This window comes from Saccharospirillum alexandrii (genome assembly GCF_043641555.1).
GTDB lineage: Bacteria > Pseudomonadota > Gammaproteobacteria > Pseudomonadales > Natronospirillaceae > Saccharospirillum > Saccharospirillum alexandrii_A.
This window is the reverse complement of sequence record NZ_JBHZRJ010000005.1, coordinates 250102-269878: the sequence shown is the minus strand read 5'-3', so window position 1 is coordinate 269878 and position 19777 is coordinate 250102. Positions and strand designations below refer to the sequence as shown.

16 protein-coding genes are annotated in these 19777 nt (G+C 56.7%); 11 read left to right on the top strand and 5 right to left on the bottom strand.

Features of this window, described 5'->3' with window-relative positions; all coding sequences use genetic code 11:
* Positions 1 to 2 precede the first annotated feature (2 nt).
* The 6 genes from ACHUE7_RS18220 to ACHUE7_RS18195 all read left to right on the top strand — a co-directional run bounded on the left by ACHUE7_RS18220 (position 3) and on the right by ACHUE7_RS18195 (position 7858).
* Positions 3 to 1031, top strand: a complete 1029-nt coding sequence (locus ACHUE7_RS18220) for a LysR family transcriptional regulator (RefSeq protein WP_394171312.1) — start codon at positions 3 to 5, stop codon at positions 1029 to 1031.
* Between the two features lie 98 nt (positions 1032 to 1129).
* Positions 1130 to 2785, top strand: a complete 1656-nt coding sequence (bicA, locus tag ACHUE7_RS18215; protein WP_394171310.1) for a bicarbonate transporter BicA — start codon at positions 1130 to 1132, stop codon at positions 2783 to 2785.
* A gap of 313 nt (positions 2786 to 3098) precedes the next feature.
* Positions 3099 to 4364 (top strand): extracellular solute-binding protein, encoded by a 1266-nt coding sequence (locus ACHUE7_RS18210; protein ID WP_394171308.1) that lies wholly within the window; start codon positions 3099 to 3101, stop codon positions 4362 to 4364.
* A gap of 78 nt (positions 4365 to 4442) precedes the next feature.
* Positions 4443 to 5402 carry a carbohydrate ABC transporter permease gene (locus tag ACHUE7_RS18205; protein ID WP_127558500.1) on the top strand — a complete coding sequence of 320 codons (960 nt, stop codon included), beginning with the start codon at positions 4443 to 4445 and terminating at the stop codon, positions 5400 to 5402.
* Positions 5399 to 6241: a carbohydrate ABC transporter permease gene (locus ACHUE7_RS18200; protein ID WP_348476269.1), complete on the top strand. Its 843-nt coding sequence runs from the start codon at positions 5399 to 5401 to the stop codon at positions 6239 to 6241. The genes ACHUE7_RS18205 and ACHUE7_RS18200 overlap by 4 nt, the downstream gene beginning before the upstream one ends.
* A 6-nt stretch (positions 6242 to 6247) precedes the next feature.
* Positions 6248 to 7858 (top strand): glycoside hydrolase family 43 protein, encoded by a 1611-nt coding sequence (locus ACHUE7_RS18195; RefSeq protein ID WP_394171307.1) that lies wholly within the window; start codon positions 6248 to 6250, stop codon positions 7856 to 7858.
* Between the two features lie 450 nt (positions 7859 to 8308).
* On the opposite strand, the gene ACHUE7_RS18190 is transcribed toward ACHUE7_RS18195, so the two are convergent.
* The gene (locus ACHUE7_RS18190; protein ID WP_394171306.1) at positions 8309 to 8884 is read right to left on the bottom strand and encodes an exopolysaccharide biosynthesis protein; all 576 of its coding nucleotides are present in this window, start codon (positions 8882 to 8884) and stop codon (positions 8309 to 8311) included.
* Between the two features lie 344 nt (positions 8885 to 9228).
* Between ACHUE7_RS18190 and ACHUE7_RS18185 the strand changes: the two genes are divergently transcribed.
* Positions 9229 to 10425: a multidrug effflux MFS transporter gene (locus ACHUE7_RS18185; protein WP_394171305.1), complete on the top strand. Its 1197-nt coding sequence runs from the start codon at positions 9229 to 9231 to the stop codon at positions 10423 to 10425.
* A 28-nt stretch (positions 10426 to 10453) separates the two neighbouring features.
* Here ACHUE7_RS18185 and ACHUE7_RS18180 read toward each other — a convergent pair whose 3' ends face one another.
* On the bottom strand, positions 10454 to 11731 hold the full coding sequence (locus tag ACHUE7_RS18180) for an MFS transporter (RefSeq protein WP_394171304.1): 1278 nt from the start codon (positions 11729 to 11731) through the stop codon (positions 10454 to 10456).
* 269 nt (positions 11732 to 12000) lie between these two features.
* Here ACHUE7_RS18180 and ACHUE7_RS18175 point away from each other — a divergent pair, with 269 nt between their 5' ends.
* Positions 12001 to 12879 (top strand): endo alpha-1,4 polygalactosaminidase, encoded by an 879-nt coding sequence (locus tag ACHUE7_RS18175; RefSeq protein ID WP_394171303.1) that lies wholly within the window; start codon positions 12001 to 12003, stop codon positions 12877 to 12879.
* Positions 12880 to 12911: 32 nt separating this feature from the next.
* Here the strand turns inward: ACHUE7_RS18175 and ACHUE7_RS18170 are convergent, their stop codons facing one another.
* Positions 12912 to 13811 carry a helix-turn-helix domain-containing protein gene (locus tag ACHUE7_RS18170; RefSeq protein ID WP_394171302.1) on the bottom strand — a complete coding sequence of 300 codons (900 nt, stop codon included), beginning with the start codon at positions 13809 to 13811 and terminating at the stop codon, positions 12912 to 12914.
* A 169-nt stretch (positions 13812 to 13980) separates the two neighbouring features.
* On the opposite strand from ACHUE7_RS18170, the gene ACHUE7_RS18165 reads away from it, so the two are divergent.
* Positions 13981 to 14901 (top strand): DMT family transporter, encoded by a 921-nt coding sequence (locus tag ACHUE7_RS18165; protein ID WP_394171301.1) that lies wholly within the window; start codon positions 13981 to 13983, stop codon positions 14899 to 14901.
* Positions 14902 to 14984: 83 nt separating this feature from the next.
* Positions 14985 to 15929 (top strand): 2-hydroxyacid dehydrogenase, encoded by a 945-nt coding sequence (locus ACHUE7_RS18160; protein ID WP_394171300.1) that lies wholly within the window; start codon positions 14985 to 14987, stop codon positions 15927 to 15929.
* Here the strand turns inward: ACHUE7_RS18160 and ACHUE7_RS18155 are convergent, their stop codons facing one another.
* On the bottom strand, positions 15930 to 16934 hold the full coding sequence (locus ACHUE7_RS18155) for an NAD(P)-dependent alcohol dehydrogenase (RefSeq protein WP_394171299.1): 1005 nt from the start codon (positions 16932 to 16934) through the stop codon (positions 15930 to 15932). It lies immediately after the preceding gene.
* 297 nt (positions 16935 to 17231) lie between these two features.
* Between ACHUE7_RS18155 and ACHUE7_RS18150 the strand changes: the two genes are divergently transcribed.
* A complete protein-coding gene (locus ACHUE7_RS18150) occupies positions 17232 to 17588 on the top strand; it encodes a VOC family protein (RefSeq protein WP_394171298.1) in 357 nt (118 codons plus the stop codon).
* Positions 17589 to 17649: 61 nt separating this feature from the next.
* On the opposite strand, the gene ACHUE7_RS18145 is transcribed toward ACHUE7_RS18150, so the two are convergent.
* Positions 17650 to 19440 (bottom strand): hypothetical protein, encoded by a 1791-nt coding sequence (locus tag ACHUE7_RS18145; RefSeq protein ID WP_394171297.1) that lies wholly within the window; start codon positions 19438 to 19440, stop codon positions 17650 to 17652.
* Between the last annotated feature and the right edge of the window lie 337 nt (positions 19441 to 19777).

Here is a 19777-nt window from a genome sequence, read left to right as displayed (position 1 = left end):
TGATGGATAAATTACGGTCACTGGAAATCTTTATTGCCACGTGCGATGGCGGCAGTTTTTCGGCTGCCGCCAAGTTGTGTGGCAGTGATCCTTCGACGGTCAGCAAAGCCATCGGCCGCCTGGAAGCGCAACTGGGGTTTACCCTGTTCCAGCGCTCCACGAGGCAACTGCGAATCACGGCCGCTGGCGAACGCTATGCCGACACCGTTCGCAGAATGCTCCAGAGCCTCGCTAACTGCGAAGAGGAACTGCAGCAATCCAACGACTCGCCTATGGGTACCCTGCGCATAACTTCTGCCGTCTGTTACGGTCACCTCTACCTGCGCCCCTTGCTGCAGTCGTTCTGCCAACAGTTTCCGGATATCCGGCTGGAACTTGAGATCAACGATCTGCATGTCGACATCATCGATAACGACATTGATCTCGCATTGCGTACCGGTTATGTGAAAGACAGCCGTCTGGTGGCTCGTCGACTCAGCCCGATGGATTTCCTGGTATGCGCCTCTCCCCGGTATCTGGAAGCGCATGGCACACCGTGCTCCCGTGAAGACTTCCACGCGCACTTATGGATAGGTTTCCGCATCAAGGAGACCCGACAGTTGCAACCTATTCTCTTGCCCGATGAATCGGGGGAATACCTTTCCTATGAACTGGAGCGCCGGTATATCACCGACGACGGCGAGGCGATGGCCCATATGTGTATGGATGGCCTGGGCATTGCCCAACTGCCACACTTTCTCGCCAAAGAAGGCCTGGAATCGGGTGCCCTGGTGTCGCTCTACCCAGCCTACCGGCTCCCGGAACCGGGCAGCGGGGTGTTCGCCATCTACCCCAAACGCGACTATTTGCCCGCCAGGACTCGAGTGTTTATCGATTTCCTGACAGCGGCGTTGGCCGAGTGGGGGGAGGGTGCCAATCACACCTGGGCGGAAGCCTGGGTGCCGGTGAGTGCTGGCGGTCAGCCGGTTACTAACGCTATTCAGGCTACTGCATCCTGCGTCATGCCCGAAGATCCTGCGGGTGATTGTTAACGCCCAGGACAAGGTGAATTGGCTTACCATGGATGCGGCAGGGTGCGTCATCCCGTAAACTCTGCCGATAAGATCACCAGACACGTGTTGATGGACCCATGCAGCTGTTTAACGACATTCGGTTCGATAACCTAAAAGGTGACATTTTCGGTGGCCTGACGGCCGCAGTGGTGTCTTTGCCCATGGCGCTGGCGTTCGGCGTTGCGTCCGGTGCCGGCGCTGAGGCCGGGCTTTACGGTGCGGTGCTGGTAGGGTTGTTCGCGGCCCTGTTTGGTGGCACGTCCACGCTCATTTCCGAGCCCACCGGCCCGATGACGGTTGTGATGACGGCCGTACTCACCACCCTGATTGCCGATAACCCGGAAAACGGCAGAGCCATGGCGTTTACCGTGGTCATGATGGCCGGGTTGTTTCAGATCGCGCTGGGGGCACTCAAGCTCGGCAAATACATTACGTTAATGCCCTACAGTGTAGTCTCCGGCTTTATGTCCGGTATTGGTATTATTCTGATCATTCTGCAGCTGGCCCCTTTCCTCGGTCACCCGAGCCCGCCGGGCGGGGTAACGGGTACCCTGGCGGCCTTGCCCGGGCTGTTAACCTCGATCAGGCCAGTCGAATTCATATTGGGTGCTTTCACCATAGGCATTCTGTTTTTCGCGCCCAAGCAGTGGACCCGCTACGTTCCCGCCCAACTGATCGCCCTGGTCGCAGGCACGCTGTTCTCGCTGACGATTCTTGGTTTTTTTGAGGTACGCCGCATTGGTGAGATCGATCTGGGTCTGCCCTCTATGGTTGTGCCCACCTTCAGTTGGGGCCAGTGGAGCGAGATGATCGTAGACGCTCTGGTACTGGGCACGCTGGGTTGTATTGATGCGCTCTTGACCGCGGTCATCGCCGACAGCCTCACCCGCCAGGAGCACAAATCCGATAAAGAACTGGTCGGGCAGGGCATAGGCAACTTTGTCTCGGGCCTGTTCGGTGGCTTGCCCGGTGCCGGTGCCACCATGGGCACCGTGGTGAACATTCAAACCGGGGCGCGGTCGGCGTTGTCGGGCATTGTGCGGGCGGTCGTGTTAATGGTCGTCATCCTGTGGGCCGCGAAACTGACCGAGAGCATTCCCCTGGCGGTATTGGCTGGCATTGCCGTGCGGGTGGGCATCAACATTCTGGACTGGAGTTTCGTGAAGCGTGCACACCGCGTTTCCTGGAACGCCACCTTCATCATGTATGGCGTGATGTTTTTAACCGTCTTCTTCGACCTCATCGTGGCGGTGGGGTTGGGGGTTTTCATCGCCAATATCATTACCATTGAGCGGCTCAGCCGCGAACAAACCCGAAACATCAAAACCATTACCGATTCTGACGATGCCATTGCGCTGAACAATGAAGAAAAGCAGTTGCTCGATGAAGCCCAGGGCAAGCTGCTCTTGCTGTACCTGAGCGGGCCGATGATTTTTGGGGTGTCGAAGGCTATTGCCCGGGAACATAATGCCGTCATGAGTTGCACCGCCATGGTGGTGGATATCAGCGACGTGCCACTGGTCGACGCCACCGTCTCCCTGGCCATTGAAAACGCGCTCAAGGATGCCCTGGACGCCGGCAAGGAGGTGTTTATAGTTCGCCCTGCACAAGAGACATCGAGGTTTCTGGAGGGCGTTGGGTTGTTTGATATGGTCCCGGCCCATCACGTCTGTTCATCGCGGTTAGAGGCCTTGCGCCTGGCGGGCGAAGCCATTCGGTCACACCCGCAGTAACCTGTTCCGGGGCTGCAGCCAGCCCCTCCCCATTCTGTCAGCCCCCTAGAACCCTCTCAATGCTGGATCCGGATTCGTGCCTGCAACGAACGAGTCGCGCCAGTACAGGCTGTTTGTCTTTCTAGCGGCCAATCACTCTCTGTTCCGGGGGTTCAACCCCAAATCCCTAATGGTGATCGATTTAACTCGACACTCGAAAATATTTTGACAGTATCAGTCTCCTGTGTTTAATTTAGTTTGAGAGGTGAAATTAAAGGCCGCCCTGACTCAATCGGGGGAAAAACAAAAACCATCACAACCAGAGGAAGGCCCCATGCTCAAGCTCAAACACTTAGTCGTTTCTACCTGCGTCGGCACCTTGCTGGCCGTGTGCAGTACGCAACTGGTCGCCGAAGAAAGAGTGACTGTCCTGCATAACCAGCAGGATCAGTTCATCCGCGATACCTGGGATGAGATTCGTGTCGACTTCGAAGCCCAAAACCCGAGCATCACCGTGCAACTGGATTTTATGGACGACGATGCCATGAAAGCCCGCTTGCCCACGCTGCTGCAATCGAACGCCAAACCCGATCTGTACTGGAGCTTCGGCGGCGGCAATTACCGGGTGCGCGCTGAAGCGGGCCTGCTTGCAGACATCACCGACAAGGCAGAACGCCTGAGAGCCAATATTGGTTCGGGCGCCATGTCGGCGTTTGAGGTTAACGGCCGGCTCTATGGTGCACCCTATCGGCTGGCTCAGGTCGGATTCTGGTACAACAAGTCGCTGTTTGAGCAGGCCGGTGTGAATGCCGACAGCATTGAAACCTGGGATGACTTTCTGGATGCAGTCAGTACGCTCAAGGAGGCCGGTATCACCCCCATCGCCGCTGGCGGTGCTGAACGCTGGCCGCTGCATTTTTACTGGACCTACCTGGCCATGCGCATTGGCGGGCAGGATCTGTTCCAGTCGATTCTGGCCGATGAAGCCAGCTTCGATAACGAGCATTACGTACGCGCAGGTGAAGAGCTGCGCCGCCTGGCAGAGCTCGACCCTTTTCAGCCCGGTTATCGGGGCATGGCCTATAACGAGGCCGCCGGTGTGTTCGGGAACGGGCAGGCCGCTATCCACCTGATGGGTGAATGGGATATCGGTGTGCAAACCTCCGAATCCGAAAGCGGCGAGGGTGTCTCTGGTGGCAACCTGGGCTACTTCAATTTCCCCATGGTGGCCGGTGGCCTGGGTGACCCTTCCGCGACGCTGGGCGGTGTCGATGGCTGGGCCTTTACCTCGGGCAATGGCAGTGATGCCGCCGTGCGCTGGCTGGAGTTTTTCCTGGCGCCAGAACAACAACGCAAACTCGCTGCAGCGGGCATCATCATTCCGGTGGCCAATGGTGCGGCTGAAGCCGTTGAAGACCCGCACATGAAGCAAATTGCCGAGAATATTGCCAACTCATCCTGGCATCAGGTGTTCTGGGATCAGGCGCTCGGCGCCGATGTTGGCGGTGTGATCAATGATGTGTCGGCCGAGCTGTTTGCCGGTGAAATTTCACCGGAAGAAGCGGTAGATCGGGTACAGCAGGCCTGGGATTTCCGATAATTCTGCCGAAGCGCTCCCTGGGCTCATTGGCTGCAAAGTCATTGAGCCTTTCTTTGATCAAAGCCGTTCGAGACTGTCATGAAATCTGTTGATATCGCGCTCGAAGCGCAGCGTACCGGCCGGTTGTCGGCTGTGAAAGAGTGGCTGTACCGCCATAACACCGGCGGGCGGCTCTCCACTTTGTTATTGTTTATTCCACCGGCGCTGATGGTATTCACCCTGCTGGTGATCCTGCCGATTGCTGAATCCGGCGTGTACAGTTTCTATCGCTGGAATGGCTTTACCGCGCTGTCTGACAGCGGGCGCTGGGTTGGCTGGCGCAATTTCCAGTTTATTCTGCAGGATCCGGTCTTCCATCAGGCTGTGTGGAATACGGCGAAAATTGTGCTGATCTCCCTGCTGATTCAATTACCGCTGGCCATGATGCTGGCGCTGAGCATTGCCAGCAAAGGCAGCCTCAATACCTTGTTCCGGCTGGTGTACTTTCTGCCTTTTATTCTGGCCGATGTTGTTGCTGGTCTGATCTGGCGGTTTATTTACGACGGTAATTTTGGCCTGGTAGCAGCCTTTACCCAGCTGTTTGGCATGGAGTCGTTTTACCCGCTGGCAGACCGGGACTGGGCCTTCAATGCCATTCTGGTTGTGGTGGTCTGGAAGTATTTTGGCTACCACATGATGATCTACATCGCCGGCCTGCAAAGTGTGCCAAATGATCTGGTAGAAGCCGCCCGGCTCGATGGCGCTAGCCGTCTGCAAATCATCTTCCGCATCAAGCTGCCGCTGATCATGCCCGCTATTCGGTTGTCGATATTCTTCAGTGTGATTGGCGCGTTGCAGTTTTTCGAAATGGCGATGCCGTTGGTCACCTCAGGTGGCCCCAGTGGCTCGGCGCATACCATTGTGACTTACCTTTACGAATTCGGCATTGTGCGCTCGCGCATCGGTTTTGGCAGCGCCGTGGCCGTATTGCTCTTTGTGATGTGTGCCATCTTTGCCTTTATCTATCAACGCTTTGTGATGGCGAGGAATACCGCATGAAGGAGATGACCGATCGACGCAGTGTCTCTGCCAGTGTGGCGCGCTGGGGTTTACTGCTGCTTGCAGCCCTGTTTGTTTTATTGCCGTTCTGGATGACGACACTCGGCGGGTTTAAGAGCCTCGGGGAATTGAGGGTTAGCCCGCTGGGCTTGCCCCGTCAGTGGGATGCCACCGCTTATCTCGATATTCTGACCAGCAGCATGACCTGGCAGATGATGCTCAATTCCGTTGTCATTACCGGGTTTACCGTTGCCCTGGTGCTGATCATTGCTTCCATGCTGGCGTTTACCTTTTCACACATTCGGTTTGCCGGTAAACAGTACCTGTATTCGTATGTGATTCTGGGCATGATGTTTCCCGGCGCTACTGCGATTCTGCCGCTGTTCATTAAAATTCGGGACATCGGTTTACTCGATACCTATGCGGGCGTCATTCTGCCTCAGGTTGCTTTTGGCCTGGCCATGAGCGTGCTGTTGTTCCGAACCTTCTTTGAGCAATTGCCGAAAGAACTGTTCGAGGCAGCCCTGGTCGATGGCTGTAGCTATGGCCGGTTTTTCTGGACCATCGTGATGCCACTGTCAAAACCCATTCTCGCCACCGTGGGTGTGTTCATTCTGGTGGGTAGCTGGAACAATTATATTTTCCCGCTCATCATGCTGAACGACCAAAGCGTTTACCCCTGGCCCCTGGGGCTGATGGAATTTCGTGGCCAGTACGGGTCGGAATGGAACCGCATTCTGGCCTACATTACCGTCACCATTTTGCCGGCGGTGGCCTTCTTTCTGTATGCGCAAAAGTACATTGTCGCCGGGCTGACCGGCGGTGCGGTTAAAGGGTAATTTTTCATGAGTGCAACCATCAACAACCCGATTCTTCCCGGCTTTAATCCGGACCCGTCGATCTGCCGGGTCGGTGACGATTATTACATCGCTACGTCCACCTTTGAGTGGTACCCGGGTGTGCAGATTCATCACTCGACCGACCTGGTTCACTGGCAGCTGGTCAGCCGGCCGCTGAACCGGCCCGACCTGCTGGATATGCGTGGCAACCCGGATTCCTGTGGTGTCTGGGCGCCTTGCCTGACCCACAGCGAGGGGGTGTTTTATCTGGTCTACACCGATGTTAAACGCCACAGTGGCGATGCCAAGGATGCACACAATTACATCACCCGCTGCGCCACGATCGATGGTGACTGGCAGGCGCCGGTATACATCAACAGCAGTGGCTTCGACCCTTCGCTGTTTCACGACGACGATGGTCGCCGCTGGTTCCTGAACATGCTCTGGGATTACCGGCCAGACAAACCGTCTTTTGGTGGCATAGTGCTGCAAGAGCTCGACCGGGATAACCTGTCCCCGATCGGCCCGGTGCATAATATCTTTGCCGGCAGTGACCTCGGCATGGTGGAAGGGCCGCACCTCTACAAGCGCAATGGTTACTATTACCTGCTGACGGCTGAAGGAGGGACTGAATACGACCACGCCTGCACACTGGCGCGGTCTCGCCAATTAACCGGCCCCTATGAGTTGCACCCGAAGCACCACCTGATCACCGCCCGGTTTGACCCGCAATGCCCCTTGCAACGAGCCGGCCATGGCGACCTGGTTGAAACCCCGGAAGGGGAAACCTATCTGGTGCATCTGTGCAGCCGTCCACTGGCTAACCGGGGGCGCAGTCCCCTGGGCCGGGAAACCGCTATTCAGAAGCTGGTCTGGGGGGATGACGAATGGTTATGGCCAAAGGCAGACTCCCTGTCGCCCCAGGTTCAGGTACTGGGGCCAGAGACGCGAAACCACACACCAACGCCGGCCCGGGAGACCGACATTGATTACCGGTTCACTTCCCGCCAATTGCCGGGGGATTTTCAGTGGTTGCGTACGCCATACCCGGACACCCTGTTCAGTCTGAGTGAGCGTCCGGGCTATTTGCGTTTGTACGGAAGGGAGTCGCTTGGGAGTTTGTTCAATAGTGCACTGGTGGCGAGGCGTCAGCAAAGCCATCGGTTTACGGCCTCGACTACCGTGGACGTTCAGCCCAGGCATTTTCAACAGATGGCAGGGTTGGTGTGCTACTACAACAGCCGCAAATACCATTATGTCTTTATCAGCCATGACGAAACCATCGGCCGCTGTCTGGATGTCATGAGTTGCCTGGCGGACGCCAGTGGCCATGGCCATTACCCGTTGAAGGGCCAGCGCATTCCACTGCCAGCGGAGGGGCCGGTCCGGTTACGGGCCGAGGTGGACTTTGAGAATCTGTATTTTTCCTGGGCGAGCCAGGGTGAAAACTGGCAGCGGTTGCCACTGAAACTGGATTACTCCGTGCTCAGTGACGAAGCCGGTACCGGCGCTGGCAATAATTTTACGGGGGCCTTTGTCGGCATGGCGGCTCAGGATCTTTCCGGGACAGGCATGCCAGCGGATTTTTCCGGGTTCGAATACCGGGAGACAACCTGATTCGGGTAACCAAGGCTGGGGTTAAGCAGGCGCGACTGAAGGCCGTTCGATAACGACCCCAGGGAAGGGGTTCTAGCGAAAACCAAGAAAGGAAAGAATCGCCAAAACGATTACAACAGCACCGACTATATAGACGATATTATTCACAGTAACTTCTCCTTAATTGCAAAGCTCAATTCGGGTTTGCGCCGTCGTCCCTGTGGCGCGAGATGTAACCTCCTGTAGGGCTGCTCCTTACTGCTCCTTCGCCTCATCTGTGCTCACAATAGGCCATCGGGAATGTCGGGTCTGTTCGCTGACGTACCCAACTCGAAATAATTGAAAAAGATTTTTGATGATCGTTAGAGGCCTGATTAACCATCAGAAAAAGTCGTTGGCTTGGCTTGAATACCGGTTGCTACGGTTGCTACCAGGGTTGCTTGAAACGCATCAGTGTTAAGTCGATGATGTTTAAAGAAAATTATTGAGTACCAGAGTGATGGTGGCCGTAGTCGTCACAAAGGCGATCAGCGCGAGCAGGCCGTCCCGGGCGATCAATGCCAGGCCGAACGCGGTTAGCGCTATGCCAGCACCATTGGCGCTGAAGGGTACAACTTCCATCAATGGCATGGCCGCAGCGATGATCAGGCAGACGATGGCAATGGCATAATTGGCCGGGCCTCTGGCAAAGACGACGAGTCGCTGGCGCAGTAAGCGGTCGACAAACCGGGCGGGCTTTCGACACCAGTTCGTGACGTTGTTTAACGTCTCGTTCGATATGGACCGTCTGAGTAACCAGTTGGGAAACCAGAAATAGTCGCGCCCCAGCAATAATTGCACGGCCGTTAGCAAGACGATGATGGCCATCAGCGTTGGCACGCCCGGTATGTCGCCTACCAGCGGTGCCATGGTAATCAGCCCCACCAACAGCAAAACAGGCCCGAAAGAACGACGCCCTATTTGAGACAGTACGTCTTCCAGGGAAACCTGATGCCCACTTTGCTGCTCAGCGTCGGCAATTTGGTCTATCAGCTGTTCAAGATTCATCTTGTAACCTGCCTGTAGGGTTGCTCAAGTCGGGAGTGGCTGCAGTTGGCCAGAGTAAACGCACGGACGTCTGACCATCAAGCCAGTTGGTCAGTCGACTGAGGCTTCTGCGAAAGCCGTCACAGGGCTGGCCTTGAAGTTACGGGGTTATGTCACGCTTCGATAACCAGCGGGGAAAAATCACCTGGGTGGAATCTTTGCGGGTCGCTGTCGATTTCGGAGGTTCTGGCACGACACCTACTTAAAGAGTGCTGAACTGTCGTGGAACTGTCGTAAGAAAGCGTTACCATAGCCAGCTTTCAGCTCTCCATCCTTTTTTTAAATCGACACCCAAGGAATCTTCAGTGAACACCGAGATGATTAAAATGGCCCTGGTACTTGGCCTGCTCAGTTGGATTGGCCCTTTCGCCATCGATATGTATCTGCCGGCCATGCCGGCCATCAGCGACGATCTGGGGGCCTCGGTATCGGCTGCCCAGTGGACACTGATGTCTTTTTTTATGGCATTTGGTATCTGTCAGCTGTTTTACGGCCCGGCCTCCGACGTGTTCGGCCGCAAGCCACCGCTGTACTTTGGGCTGGGCATTTTTGGCGTCGCGTCGATTGGCTGTGCACTAGCGCCCACCATTGAGTGGCTGATCGCCCTACGCTTCTTACAAGGCGTCGGGGCCGCGGCGGTGATGTCCATTCCGCGCGCTGTGATTCGCGACCGCTACACGGGTACTGAAGCGACCCGGCTGATGTCGACCATCATGCTGGTTATCGCCATTTCGCCGATGCTGGCCCCGTTGATGGGTACCGCCATCATCGTACCGTTCGGTTGGCGCGCAGTCTTCCTGGCCGTTGCCGTTGCGTCGGTGTTGGGACTGTTGTTGACGGTGTTATCGTTGAAAGAAACGCTGGCACCAGCAGACCGGGCGCCGTTCCGGTTCAACGCCATGATGAAGGCCTTTGGCGTGTTGTTCCGTGACCCGGGCTATATGGGGCTGACGTTGATCGGCGGCATGGGTATGGCCAGCTTCTTTGCCTTTTTGGCGACGGCCTCATTTTTGTATACCGGTTATTACGGCCTCACACCATTCCAGTTCAGCCTCGCCTTTGCGTTGAACGCTCTGGGCTTTTTCACCACCAGCCAGGTGGCTGCCAACCTCGGCGTCCGCTTCGGCTCCATTACCGTGGTTAAATGGGCCGTGGCCGGTTACGCCCTGTCGGCCAGCCTGATGTTTGTGCTGGTTGCCCTGGGTAATGACAGCTTTCCATTACTGGTCACCTTGCTGATTATTACCTACGCCTTTCTGGGGTTGGTTGTCCCCACTTCCATGGTGTTGTCGCTGGAAGAGCACGGTCCCATTGCGGGCACGGCCGCTGCCCTGGGTGGCACGTTGCAAATGATGCTGGGTGCGTTGGCCATCGCCGTGGTCAGTCTGGTGTTCGACGGCACTCCGTTGATGCTGACAGCGGCCATTGCCCTGTGCTCAGTGGTAGCAGCGGGTTTGTCGCTGCTGACGTTGCGCGGTACACCACAGGGTGTGGCCGTCTGAAGGTGCAGGGCGTGTCGGGTTTAAAGGGTCAGGGTGAAGTCGTTGCTTCATCCTGTGCTTCACGCTCGGCTTCTGCATGTTCAGCAGCCCAAACCCCGGCGGCCTCTACCGCTACAGGCGAGGCGGTAGGTACAACACCGAGGTAGTGCTCGGTCGCCTCAACGGGCGTCACCGCGCGCTGGGTCATGCGATAGAGCGCATAGAGCGTAATACAAGTGAAGGTAGCGCCGAGCACGGGCCAGAAGGCGTAGGGCCCCAACCCTTCCATCGCCCAGCCCGTTACCAGTGGGCCGGTAATGGCGCCAAGCCCGAAGGTGAACACCAGCCCGCCAGAGGCCGACGCCATATCTTCGGCAGACAATGAATCGTTGGTATAGGCCAGAAACAGCGCATAAAGTGGCGTGGTGACCCCACCGGCGAAAAAGGCTGCGATCATTAAAGGCCAGAGGCTGCCACCGGTAACCCAGCCAACAACACTGGACACAGCGCCGAGCGTGGCGGCACCGAAGATCAGCTTGCGCCGGTCCATTCTGTCTGACAACCAGCCAATCGGGTACTGCAGCAGCAGGGCACCGGCAAACAGCATCGCCACGAACAGGGCGATCTGGGTCGGCGTCAGCCCGATCTGGCTACCATAGACGGCGCCCATGCCAGTTTGGGTTGCGTAGACGCTGCCGAGCAGAAAAATTCCGACGGTACCAAGCGGCGAGCCGGAGAAAAGGCCACGCAGGGACATTGGCCGTGCCACTTCAACCGCTGGCACGTGCGTCACGGTTAACAGAATGGGGGCAAAGGAAATGGACACCAGAATCGAGGCGCCGATGAACAACGCGGAGGTGCCCGCATCGCCCAGCGTCAGCAGTCCCTGGGCGCCAATGATGCCGAGCGTCTGTGCGATCATGTAGGCTGAGAGCACCTTGCCGCGGGTTTCATTGGTGGCTGCATCGTTCAGCCAGCTCTCGGCGGTGACGTAGATGCCCGACATGCAAAAGCCGACAAGCAGTCTCAGCGGTGCCCAGGCCCAGGGCTCGGTCAACAACGGAAAGGCAATAAGCCCCGCCGACATGAAGCTGCCCAGTGCCGCGAAGACTCGGACGTGACCTACCCGGCGGATCAGTAGGGGGCTGTAGCGGGCACCGGACAAAAACCCCACGAAATAACTTGAGGTAACAATAGCCAGTTCAGCAGCCGAGAACCCTTCAATCCCACCGCGCAGGCCGATCAGGGTGAAATGCATGCCATTGCCCAGCATAATGAGCACAATGCCCAGCAAAAGCGGCCAAACACCGGACAACATCCTGATCATAAAATGCCCTCGTACGCTGGGGTCTTTGCAGACTGGCAGATCGTTACACGGCTGAGTCAACGCCGTGGTCATCACAACGTCCAATTCATGTCTGTTTGCGACAGGGCTTGGAAACATGTGCAGACCGACGGTCTTTTGTGGCTACTGCCTCTGGTATTGATGGACGACACAACAAGACGCTGTGTCTTGTCGGGAGAGTTACAACGGCATGGGTTACCGTAACTGGCGGTAGCGCAATAATGACTGGTTAACAGAGGAAGGCCTGCTTTGTGAAAACAACTTCATGGTTATTGGTTCCGTTTATAGTGGTGTTGGCAGGGTGCCAGGAAACCGCTTCGTCGGTGGCCGACCTTAACAGTCCGTTGCCGGTGAATGTGGCGCCGGTTACCGGCGAGACCTGGTACCAACCGCCAGTGGGCGTTACCTGGCAGTGGCAACTGCTGGTGCCAGATGGCTCCTCACTGAACGACAGCTACGATGTTGCGATCTATGACGTCGATCTGTTCGATACCTCTGAAGCAACCATTCAACAAATGAACGTTTCTGATGGTCGCAAAGTCATTTGCTATTTCTCTGCCGGCTCCTATGAGAACTGGCGCGATGACGAAGCCAGCTTCAGCGGCAATGAACTGGGCAATACCCTTGATGGCTGGCCCGATGAGCGCTGGCTGGACATCCGCTCATCCAATGTGCACCGCATTATGCAGGAACGGCTCGATCTGGCCCGTGACAAAGGCTGTGATGGCGTCGAGCCAGACAATATGGATGGTTATCTCAACGACCCCGGGTTCAACTTCACCGCCGGTGATCAGCTTGCATACAACCGCTTTATTGCCAATGAGGCACACAAGCGCGGCCTGTCAGTTGGTCTGAAAAATGATCTCGATCAGGTCGAGGCGCTGGTCGACTATTTCGATTTTGCAGTGAATGAGCAGTGCTTTGAGTACGATGAATGTGGCCTGCTAGAACCCTTTATCGATGCCGGTAAACCAGTGCTGAACGCCGAGTACCCGGCAGACGACTGGCTGGATGATGCAAATGCGATCGATCAGTTGTGCAACCAGGCCGGCACGCTGCAATTCAGTACCCTGGTACTGCCGCTGGATCTGGACGACAGTTCGCGTCATAGCTGCCTGAGTGAGGGGTAGTCCGGCTTACTGAGATCTCTGGGGCAGGGGGCCTATCGAAACGTGCCGCACTGGCTACTGTGTTGTATGCGAAACTCAGTGGGGCTGGTGCCGGCCTCTGCACGAAAGCGGTTGCTGAAGTGACTGCTCGATCCAAACCCACAACGCAGTGCAATCTCGGTCATCGTCAGGGGTGTTCGGGCAAGCAGGTGACGGGCCTGGCTAAGGCGACGGTGCAGCAGGTAGCGGTGGGGCGGGTAGCCTGTGGCCTGTTTGAACATGCGGGCAAAGTGAAAGTCACTCAGCCCGGTTACCCCGGCCATGTCAGCCAGGGTGACGGGCTGGTTCAGGTGCTGTTCGATGTATTCCACGACACGCTTCAACTGCCAGGCCGGTAACCCGCCAGTTGGGCGCAGGGTTGGCAGGCGACGCTGGCTGTAGTGGCGTAGGGTGTGTATCAGCGCCGTTTGGGTGGCGGAATCCAGTGCCAGCTGGTCCAGTGGGTCTTGCCAGTTACTCTGGCTGAGGGTGGTGCAGAACAGTTGGGTGAGCAGGGCATCCTGAGCGAAGTCGATTTCATCGAGCTGCACACTTCGACCATCCTTATCCCATACCTGCTCGATCAACTGGCCGAGGTGAGCGTCGCTGAAATAGAAGTGCAGGAGTGAGATAGGGCCGAGCACGTCCCAGTTGGTGGTCAGGCTGGCAGGCATCAGGCACACGCTGTTGCTGCTCTGGCTGCTCACCGTGCGCGACCCTTGCCGGCGCAGTGAATTCTCTGCGCCGTTCAGGTAAACGCTCAATGTGTGGTGATTGGACTGAATGTTCTCTATTCGGTCGTCATGATTGCGCCAGCGCGCGAGCGCCATGCCGTTTTTCAGCTGGGTACTGCCCACCAGACAGGCTTGCGTCTGTTTCATTCTGGGGTAATGGGTCAGTGTATCGGCAGACATGGCGTGGCTCCTCGGAACTGGGCTAACAGTACTCAGGCCCAGTGGGAATTTCAATCTGACAACTCACATAACCGCAAGAACAGGCAAAGAAGCGCAAGTGCTTGCAAGCCAGCGATTACCGCTGCGGTGATACTGTGGCTTACGCTTATCACTGTGAGAACGGCCCACCATGAATAGCCTTTTGTACATCTCGACGGTTCTGATCTGGGGGTCGACCTGGCTGGCCATCGCCTGGCAAGTGGGCGATGTGGCCGTACCGGTCTCCGTCTTCTACCGCTTCCTTATTGCCGCGCTGGTGTTGTTGACCGGGCTTACGGTGTTTCGCCGCCGCCAGGCGCTGGGTGGCAGTGATCATCTGTATTGTCTGCTGCAGGGTGGCTGCGTTTTCGGGTTGAATTTCTATTGTTTCTACACCGCTGCGGCCTATTTGCCCAGCGGGCTGATCGCCATTCTGTTTTCGATGTCGACCCTGTTTAATGCGGTTAACGGCTACCTGTTTTTTCGCACACCGGTACCCCGGGTGTTCTATTGGGCGCTGGCGCTAGGTTTGCCGGGCATGGTGTTGATTTTCTGGCAGGATCTGATTGCCGTTGAAGCCACCTGGACTTTGCTGGGTGCGGTTGGGCTCTCTTTGCTGGGTACCTTTGGGTTTTCACTTGGCAACATGGTATCGGTTCGCCATCAGCGGCGCGGGCTGCAAATCAACACGACCAATGCCTTTGCCATGTTATACGGGGCCTTGTTCATGGGGTTGATCGCATTGGTGCAGGGGGCGAGTTTTAGCCTGCCAGAGGAACCCAGGTACCTGGGTGCACTGGTCTACCTGGCCGTTATCGGGTCTATTGGGGGGTTTGGCGCCTACTTTATGCTGGTTGGGCGCATCGGGGCCGGTAAAGCGGCTTATGCCACCGTGTTGTTTCCCCTGGTGGCGCTGGTGTTGTCGACGATATTTGAAGGCTACCAGTGGCATGCCAGTGCACTGGTTGGGCTGGCGATGATTGCCAGCGGTAATCTGCTGATGTTCAACGCTCACCGCGCTGTGTGGGGGTGGGTATTGGTTCGTACCGGCGCGCGGAGTGCCCAAGGGTAGAAGAGTAAGGCGCTTTAAGTGCAACAAAACTTCTTTTGAAAAAATACGTTAGCATTGCGGCACACTCACACACAGGATTCCCGATGAACGTTCTCTTTGCGGCCCCGGAAGACGCCTGGGGCGGGATTCTGCATCGCTTCCGCGTGGCACTGCCCGAGGTCACGTTTACCGCCGGTGGGCTCAACCCGAATACCCTCGCCGGGTACGACGTGGTGATTCCCACCATGAGTCGTATCGATGCGGGGCTGCTGCAAACCGCAGACCGGTTGCAACTGATTCAACAGATTGGCGCCGGGCTGGAAGGCGTGGATTTGGAAGCGGCGCGAGCCCGAGGCATCGCGGTGGCCAATGTTCCGACCGATGTATCGGGCAATGCCGATTCGGTAGCGGAGATGGTGATCTATTTTATGCTGGCGCTGATGCGGCGTACGGCGGAGCACCCGGAGCAGCGCCAGAAAAAACAATTGGGTGTGCCCGTTGGCCGAAGCCTGATGGGGGCAACCGTGGGTATTGTTGGGTTTGGCGCCATCGGCCAGGCAGTCAGTCGTCGACTGAGTGGGTTTGGCGCACGGCAACTGGCGATCAAGCGAGAGCCGGATGCCGCTCTGGCATTGGAAAGCGGCTTGGAGTGGCTGGGCAGTCCGGCCGAGCTGCCGTTCTTGCTGGAACAATCGGATCTGGTGGTACTCACCCTGCCAGATACAGACCAGACGCATCATCTGTTTAATGCCGACCGGTTTCGCCAGATGAAAACCGGCAGCTACCTGATTAATGTGGGGCGTGGCGGACTGGTCGAGCGAGAGGCGTTGCAGGATGCTCTAGCGAAGGGCTCCCTGGCCGGTGCCGCGCTGGATGTGTTCTGGCAGGAGCCACCCAATCCGGATGACCCGATTTTCAATCTGAATCTGATGACGTCGCCCCATGTTGCCGGCCTCAGCGACCGGTCGGTTGAAGGCATCATGCACGGAGCGGCGGACAATATTCAACGATTGCTGGCCGGCGAAGCGCTGAATCATCGTCGGGTATAGTCAGGCGATTTCCGGAACCGCTCGGGTTGTGTGTCGCATGGAAATCACTACGCACCCCACGCGCTGCTCGGTTTCAACCCGGCGATGGGCATCAGGCGCCTCCGCCATCGGGAATATTGTATCCACCAGTGGGCTGATGTGACCGGCGTTGATCAGATCGCACAGCGCTTCGAGTTCCTGCTGCGTTTCACCGGCCAGTTTCACCGTGACTTTTTTGCGGGTGAAACGGTTGGTCAATGCGGCGCGCAGCATGTCGGATAACCGGGGGTTGCCCAACAGATAACGGCCCGTGTCGTTAAGTGTTTGGACCCAGGCCGCGTAGTCGCTTTGCGCCACCATATTGAAAACCACGTCGTAGGCCTGGCCTTGTTGCGTCGGGTTGGCCCGGGTGTAATCGATAAAATGGTCGGCGCCAATCTGTCTAAGCCGGGCCTCCTTGAACCCGGCGTCAACGGCGGTCACCTCGGCGCCCATCGACTTGGCGATTTGCACGGCAAAGCTGCCAATACTGCCCCCCGCACCGTTAATCAGCACTTTGTCTCCGGGTTTTATGCGGGCACAGTTCATAAAGTGCAGGGCGTTCAGCCCACCCAGTGGCACCGCGGCGGCGGCTTCTGATGATAATGAATCCGGTACCCGGGCGAGGGAGTAGTGAGCGGGGAGGCACAGAAACTCACCATAAGCGCCCATTCGGATCTGTGTAGAACCAAACAGGCGGTCGCCGGGTTTGAATCGGCTGACAGCGGCACCGACCGAGACAACCTCGCCAGCGAAATAGCCGCCAAGGATGGGTTTTCGTGGTTTGAAAACGCCAAAGAACAGCCGCAACGGCAGCCAGAACCAGCTAACCGGGAAGCGAAAGCTGCGCAGTTCGCAATCACCTTTGGTGGCTTCTGCTGCGTGGACTTTAATACACACCTCATCCTTTTTAGGCGTCGGGGCGGGAACCTCCTCGACCGTCAGAACATCGGGTGTGCCATAGTGATGATAGGTAATGGCTTTCATGGTCATCCTTGTTGGGCCGGGTGCTCGGGTTGCCGGTCCTGAAGCAGGGCAGGCAAGGCTGAGTGTACACCCCTATCCGTGCCGGACTCCATGCGTCGAGCAAGCTAAAGCGCCCGGCGGTTAATCGGGTTCTGGGCACCGCCGTCCAGTTTCCTGACCCGTGCGGCAGGCAGATCCACCGGTTACGTCCGGACAATGATCTGCCCTAAAAATACTGTATAAAATACTGGTTGACAGGGTCGGGCGAGCATGGTTTTCTTGCACATGGAAGAGGATGCGGATAACCGGAGAGCGGCCATGAACCAGAATGGAAAGATCAACTACGTCGAAATACCCTCACGCGATATAGACGCAACCAAACGCTTTTTTAAGGCCGCCTTTGGGTGGTCTTTCGTGGATTACGGGCCTGATTATGTTGCCCTGGAAGGTGCCGGGCTGGATGGCGGATTTTTCAAGTCTGACCAGGTAGCGACGCCAGCCAATGGCAGTGTACTGGTGGTGTTGTACAGCGACGCGTTAACTGACACATTGGCGCAAGTTAAAGCGGCCGGTGGCACCATAGTGCAGGATATTTTCGAGTTTCCCGGTGGACGACGCTTTCATTTCGCCGACCCCAGTGGCAATGAATTTGCGGTGTGGTCAGAGATCCCTTAAGGCATCAATGACTGCATGCCCCTTTCCATGCCTGAATAGGCCGGAAAAGGGGCCGGGCTATTCAGATTGCACTGTAGGGAATGGATTCGGATGTCAGCTCGACCCCCTGGTCGTCAACGGCCTCGATCAGAATGAAAAACAGGTCATCCTCAGCAATCGTTGGTTCACTGACTAAGGTGCCGCTTGTAGTGCCTGGTTCCAACTCCGCAAGCAGAGTGGGCTCCTGTGCATTGAGCATGTCGTCCAAACTGATATACGACATCTGCAGCTGAACGTTCTCTGCATCGCCAGAGAATTCCGCCGTAACACTAAAGCTGTAGTCTTCCCCGAGTTCCAAAGGCAGGCCTTGAACCGGGCTGGCATCGCTGAGTTGAAGGTCGTCCTCGTCATAGCGGGGGAAGGTACCGGTTTGGTCAATGATGCGGACTTCATCTACCAGCCAGCCACGAAAGCCATTGTAGAGTTCATCGACTGTATCGAATTCCAGCCTGAGTCGTATCTGTTCACCGGCGAATTCACTGATGTCGATGGGCTCCTGCCATAACCAGGCCGGGGCTTTGTTGTAACCGCGGTTACTGTAAGGCAAGGGTGCGCGGTCGGCCTGGCCGATTGGGTCGGACAGTGGGTTGAGTCTGGCCAGCGTGGCCCAGGTGTCGCCATTATCGGTGCTGATCTGAACGGACATCAGATCAAAGCCTTCGTTGTTGGGGTTAACCGACTCGATTTCCCACCAGTTGCGAAAGGTGACCGACAGTGGGCTGCTGACAGAGGTCAGATCTATTAGTGGTGAGACAATGGCCCCTGCATTTGGGGCATCCGAGGTGCCACCACCCAGAATTTCTCCGCCATTGGTGGCGTCAGCCGTTCCGATGAAGTTGCCTTGTCCGGTCGCCGGGGTATTTCCAGGCTGACCATACCAGCAAGCCCGGGTCGACCCTGGGTTGGGAATCGCGCCCTGGCTTTGATCGTCGGGTGCCAGCTTGACCAGATCGTCGTCCAGAGCCTGGTTGCGAAGTCCGGGGTTTGCGGTGTGGCTGTGCCACAAATTAAGCGCCCCGCCGTTAACCGCATCGCTGGTCCAGGCGCCACATGTGGCACTGGATGCAGTTTGGCTAAACGTTTCCCGGTAGAGAACGTTGGCCGAGGCATTGCCCTGAACCAGTCCGTGGTTGAAGCCGGTGACTGCGCCGGTTCCCAGGACATCCAGGTTGGTAATGACCAGCGGAGAGAAGTCATCGTGCGTTACGCGCCAAACGGCGTTGTTGAGTGATGGCATGATGGCTGAGCCAACGTTTACGATCAGGCTGTAATGGCCATCTTCGTCACTGATGGCCGTTGCGATCGCTCCATTGGACACAGCGCCTGCAGAGAGTTCTATCTGGGCACCTTCAACCGGGCCCTTGCTGTCGTAAATGATGCCGTTGAAAGAGGCGAAAAACCCATCGCCCTCTACTGAGGTGAGGGTGTTGTCTTCATTGAGCAACACCGGCATGGCTATAGCGGCCACCGGATTGGTGTTGTTGATGCCGACTTTAACGCTAAGCCTGGCGGCGGCATTTGCAATATCGATGCTGAGCCGATAGTTGCCTGCGCTCAGGAACGGAATGGTGACCGAGCCTGCGGCATCGGTGGTATAGACCCCGCCGGAGAGCGCATTGACGGACCGTTCGGAATCATCGGCTTCGATAGAGAACGAAACATTCGCCAGTGGCTGGCCGGTAACATCCAGCAGCGTCAGCCGTTCGAGATTGACGGTGGTTGGTTCAAATGCAGCGTCGGAATCGCTGGAGCCGCTGCTGTTGCAGCCAAATAACACCAGACTCAGGACAATCAGGGGGATCACTTTATGCACGTTGCGCGCTCCATGTTGATGGTTCAATCCTTTTGGGATTGGCGATTCTATAGAGGCGCTGATTGTTGTGGGAAGCACCCTGGTTCAGTTCCATGATGTTGGTCACAGTTTTAGTGCTAGCAGGGAGGCGTTTGGACAGGAAGCCGTAATACCGGCGTTCACTCTCTGATCCAATACGGTAAGAATTGCAACGTTTCGGATTCTCAAATGTCTGGCTTATGATTGGATCTATCCGTAATTTTGAGGTTTTTAGCGCTATAAGTAGCCATTTGTTGTTAATACCATTAGGCGAATTCCTGGCATGTTGTAAAAATCGTAACGTTGCCATTTTAGATGA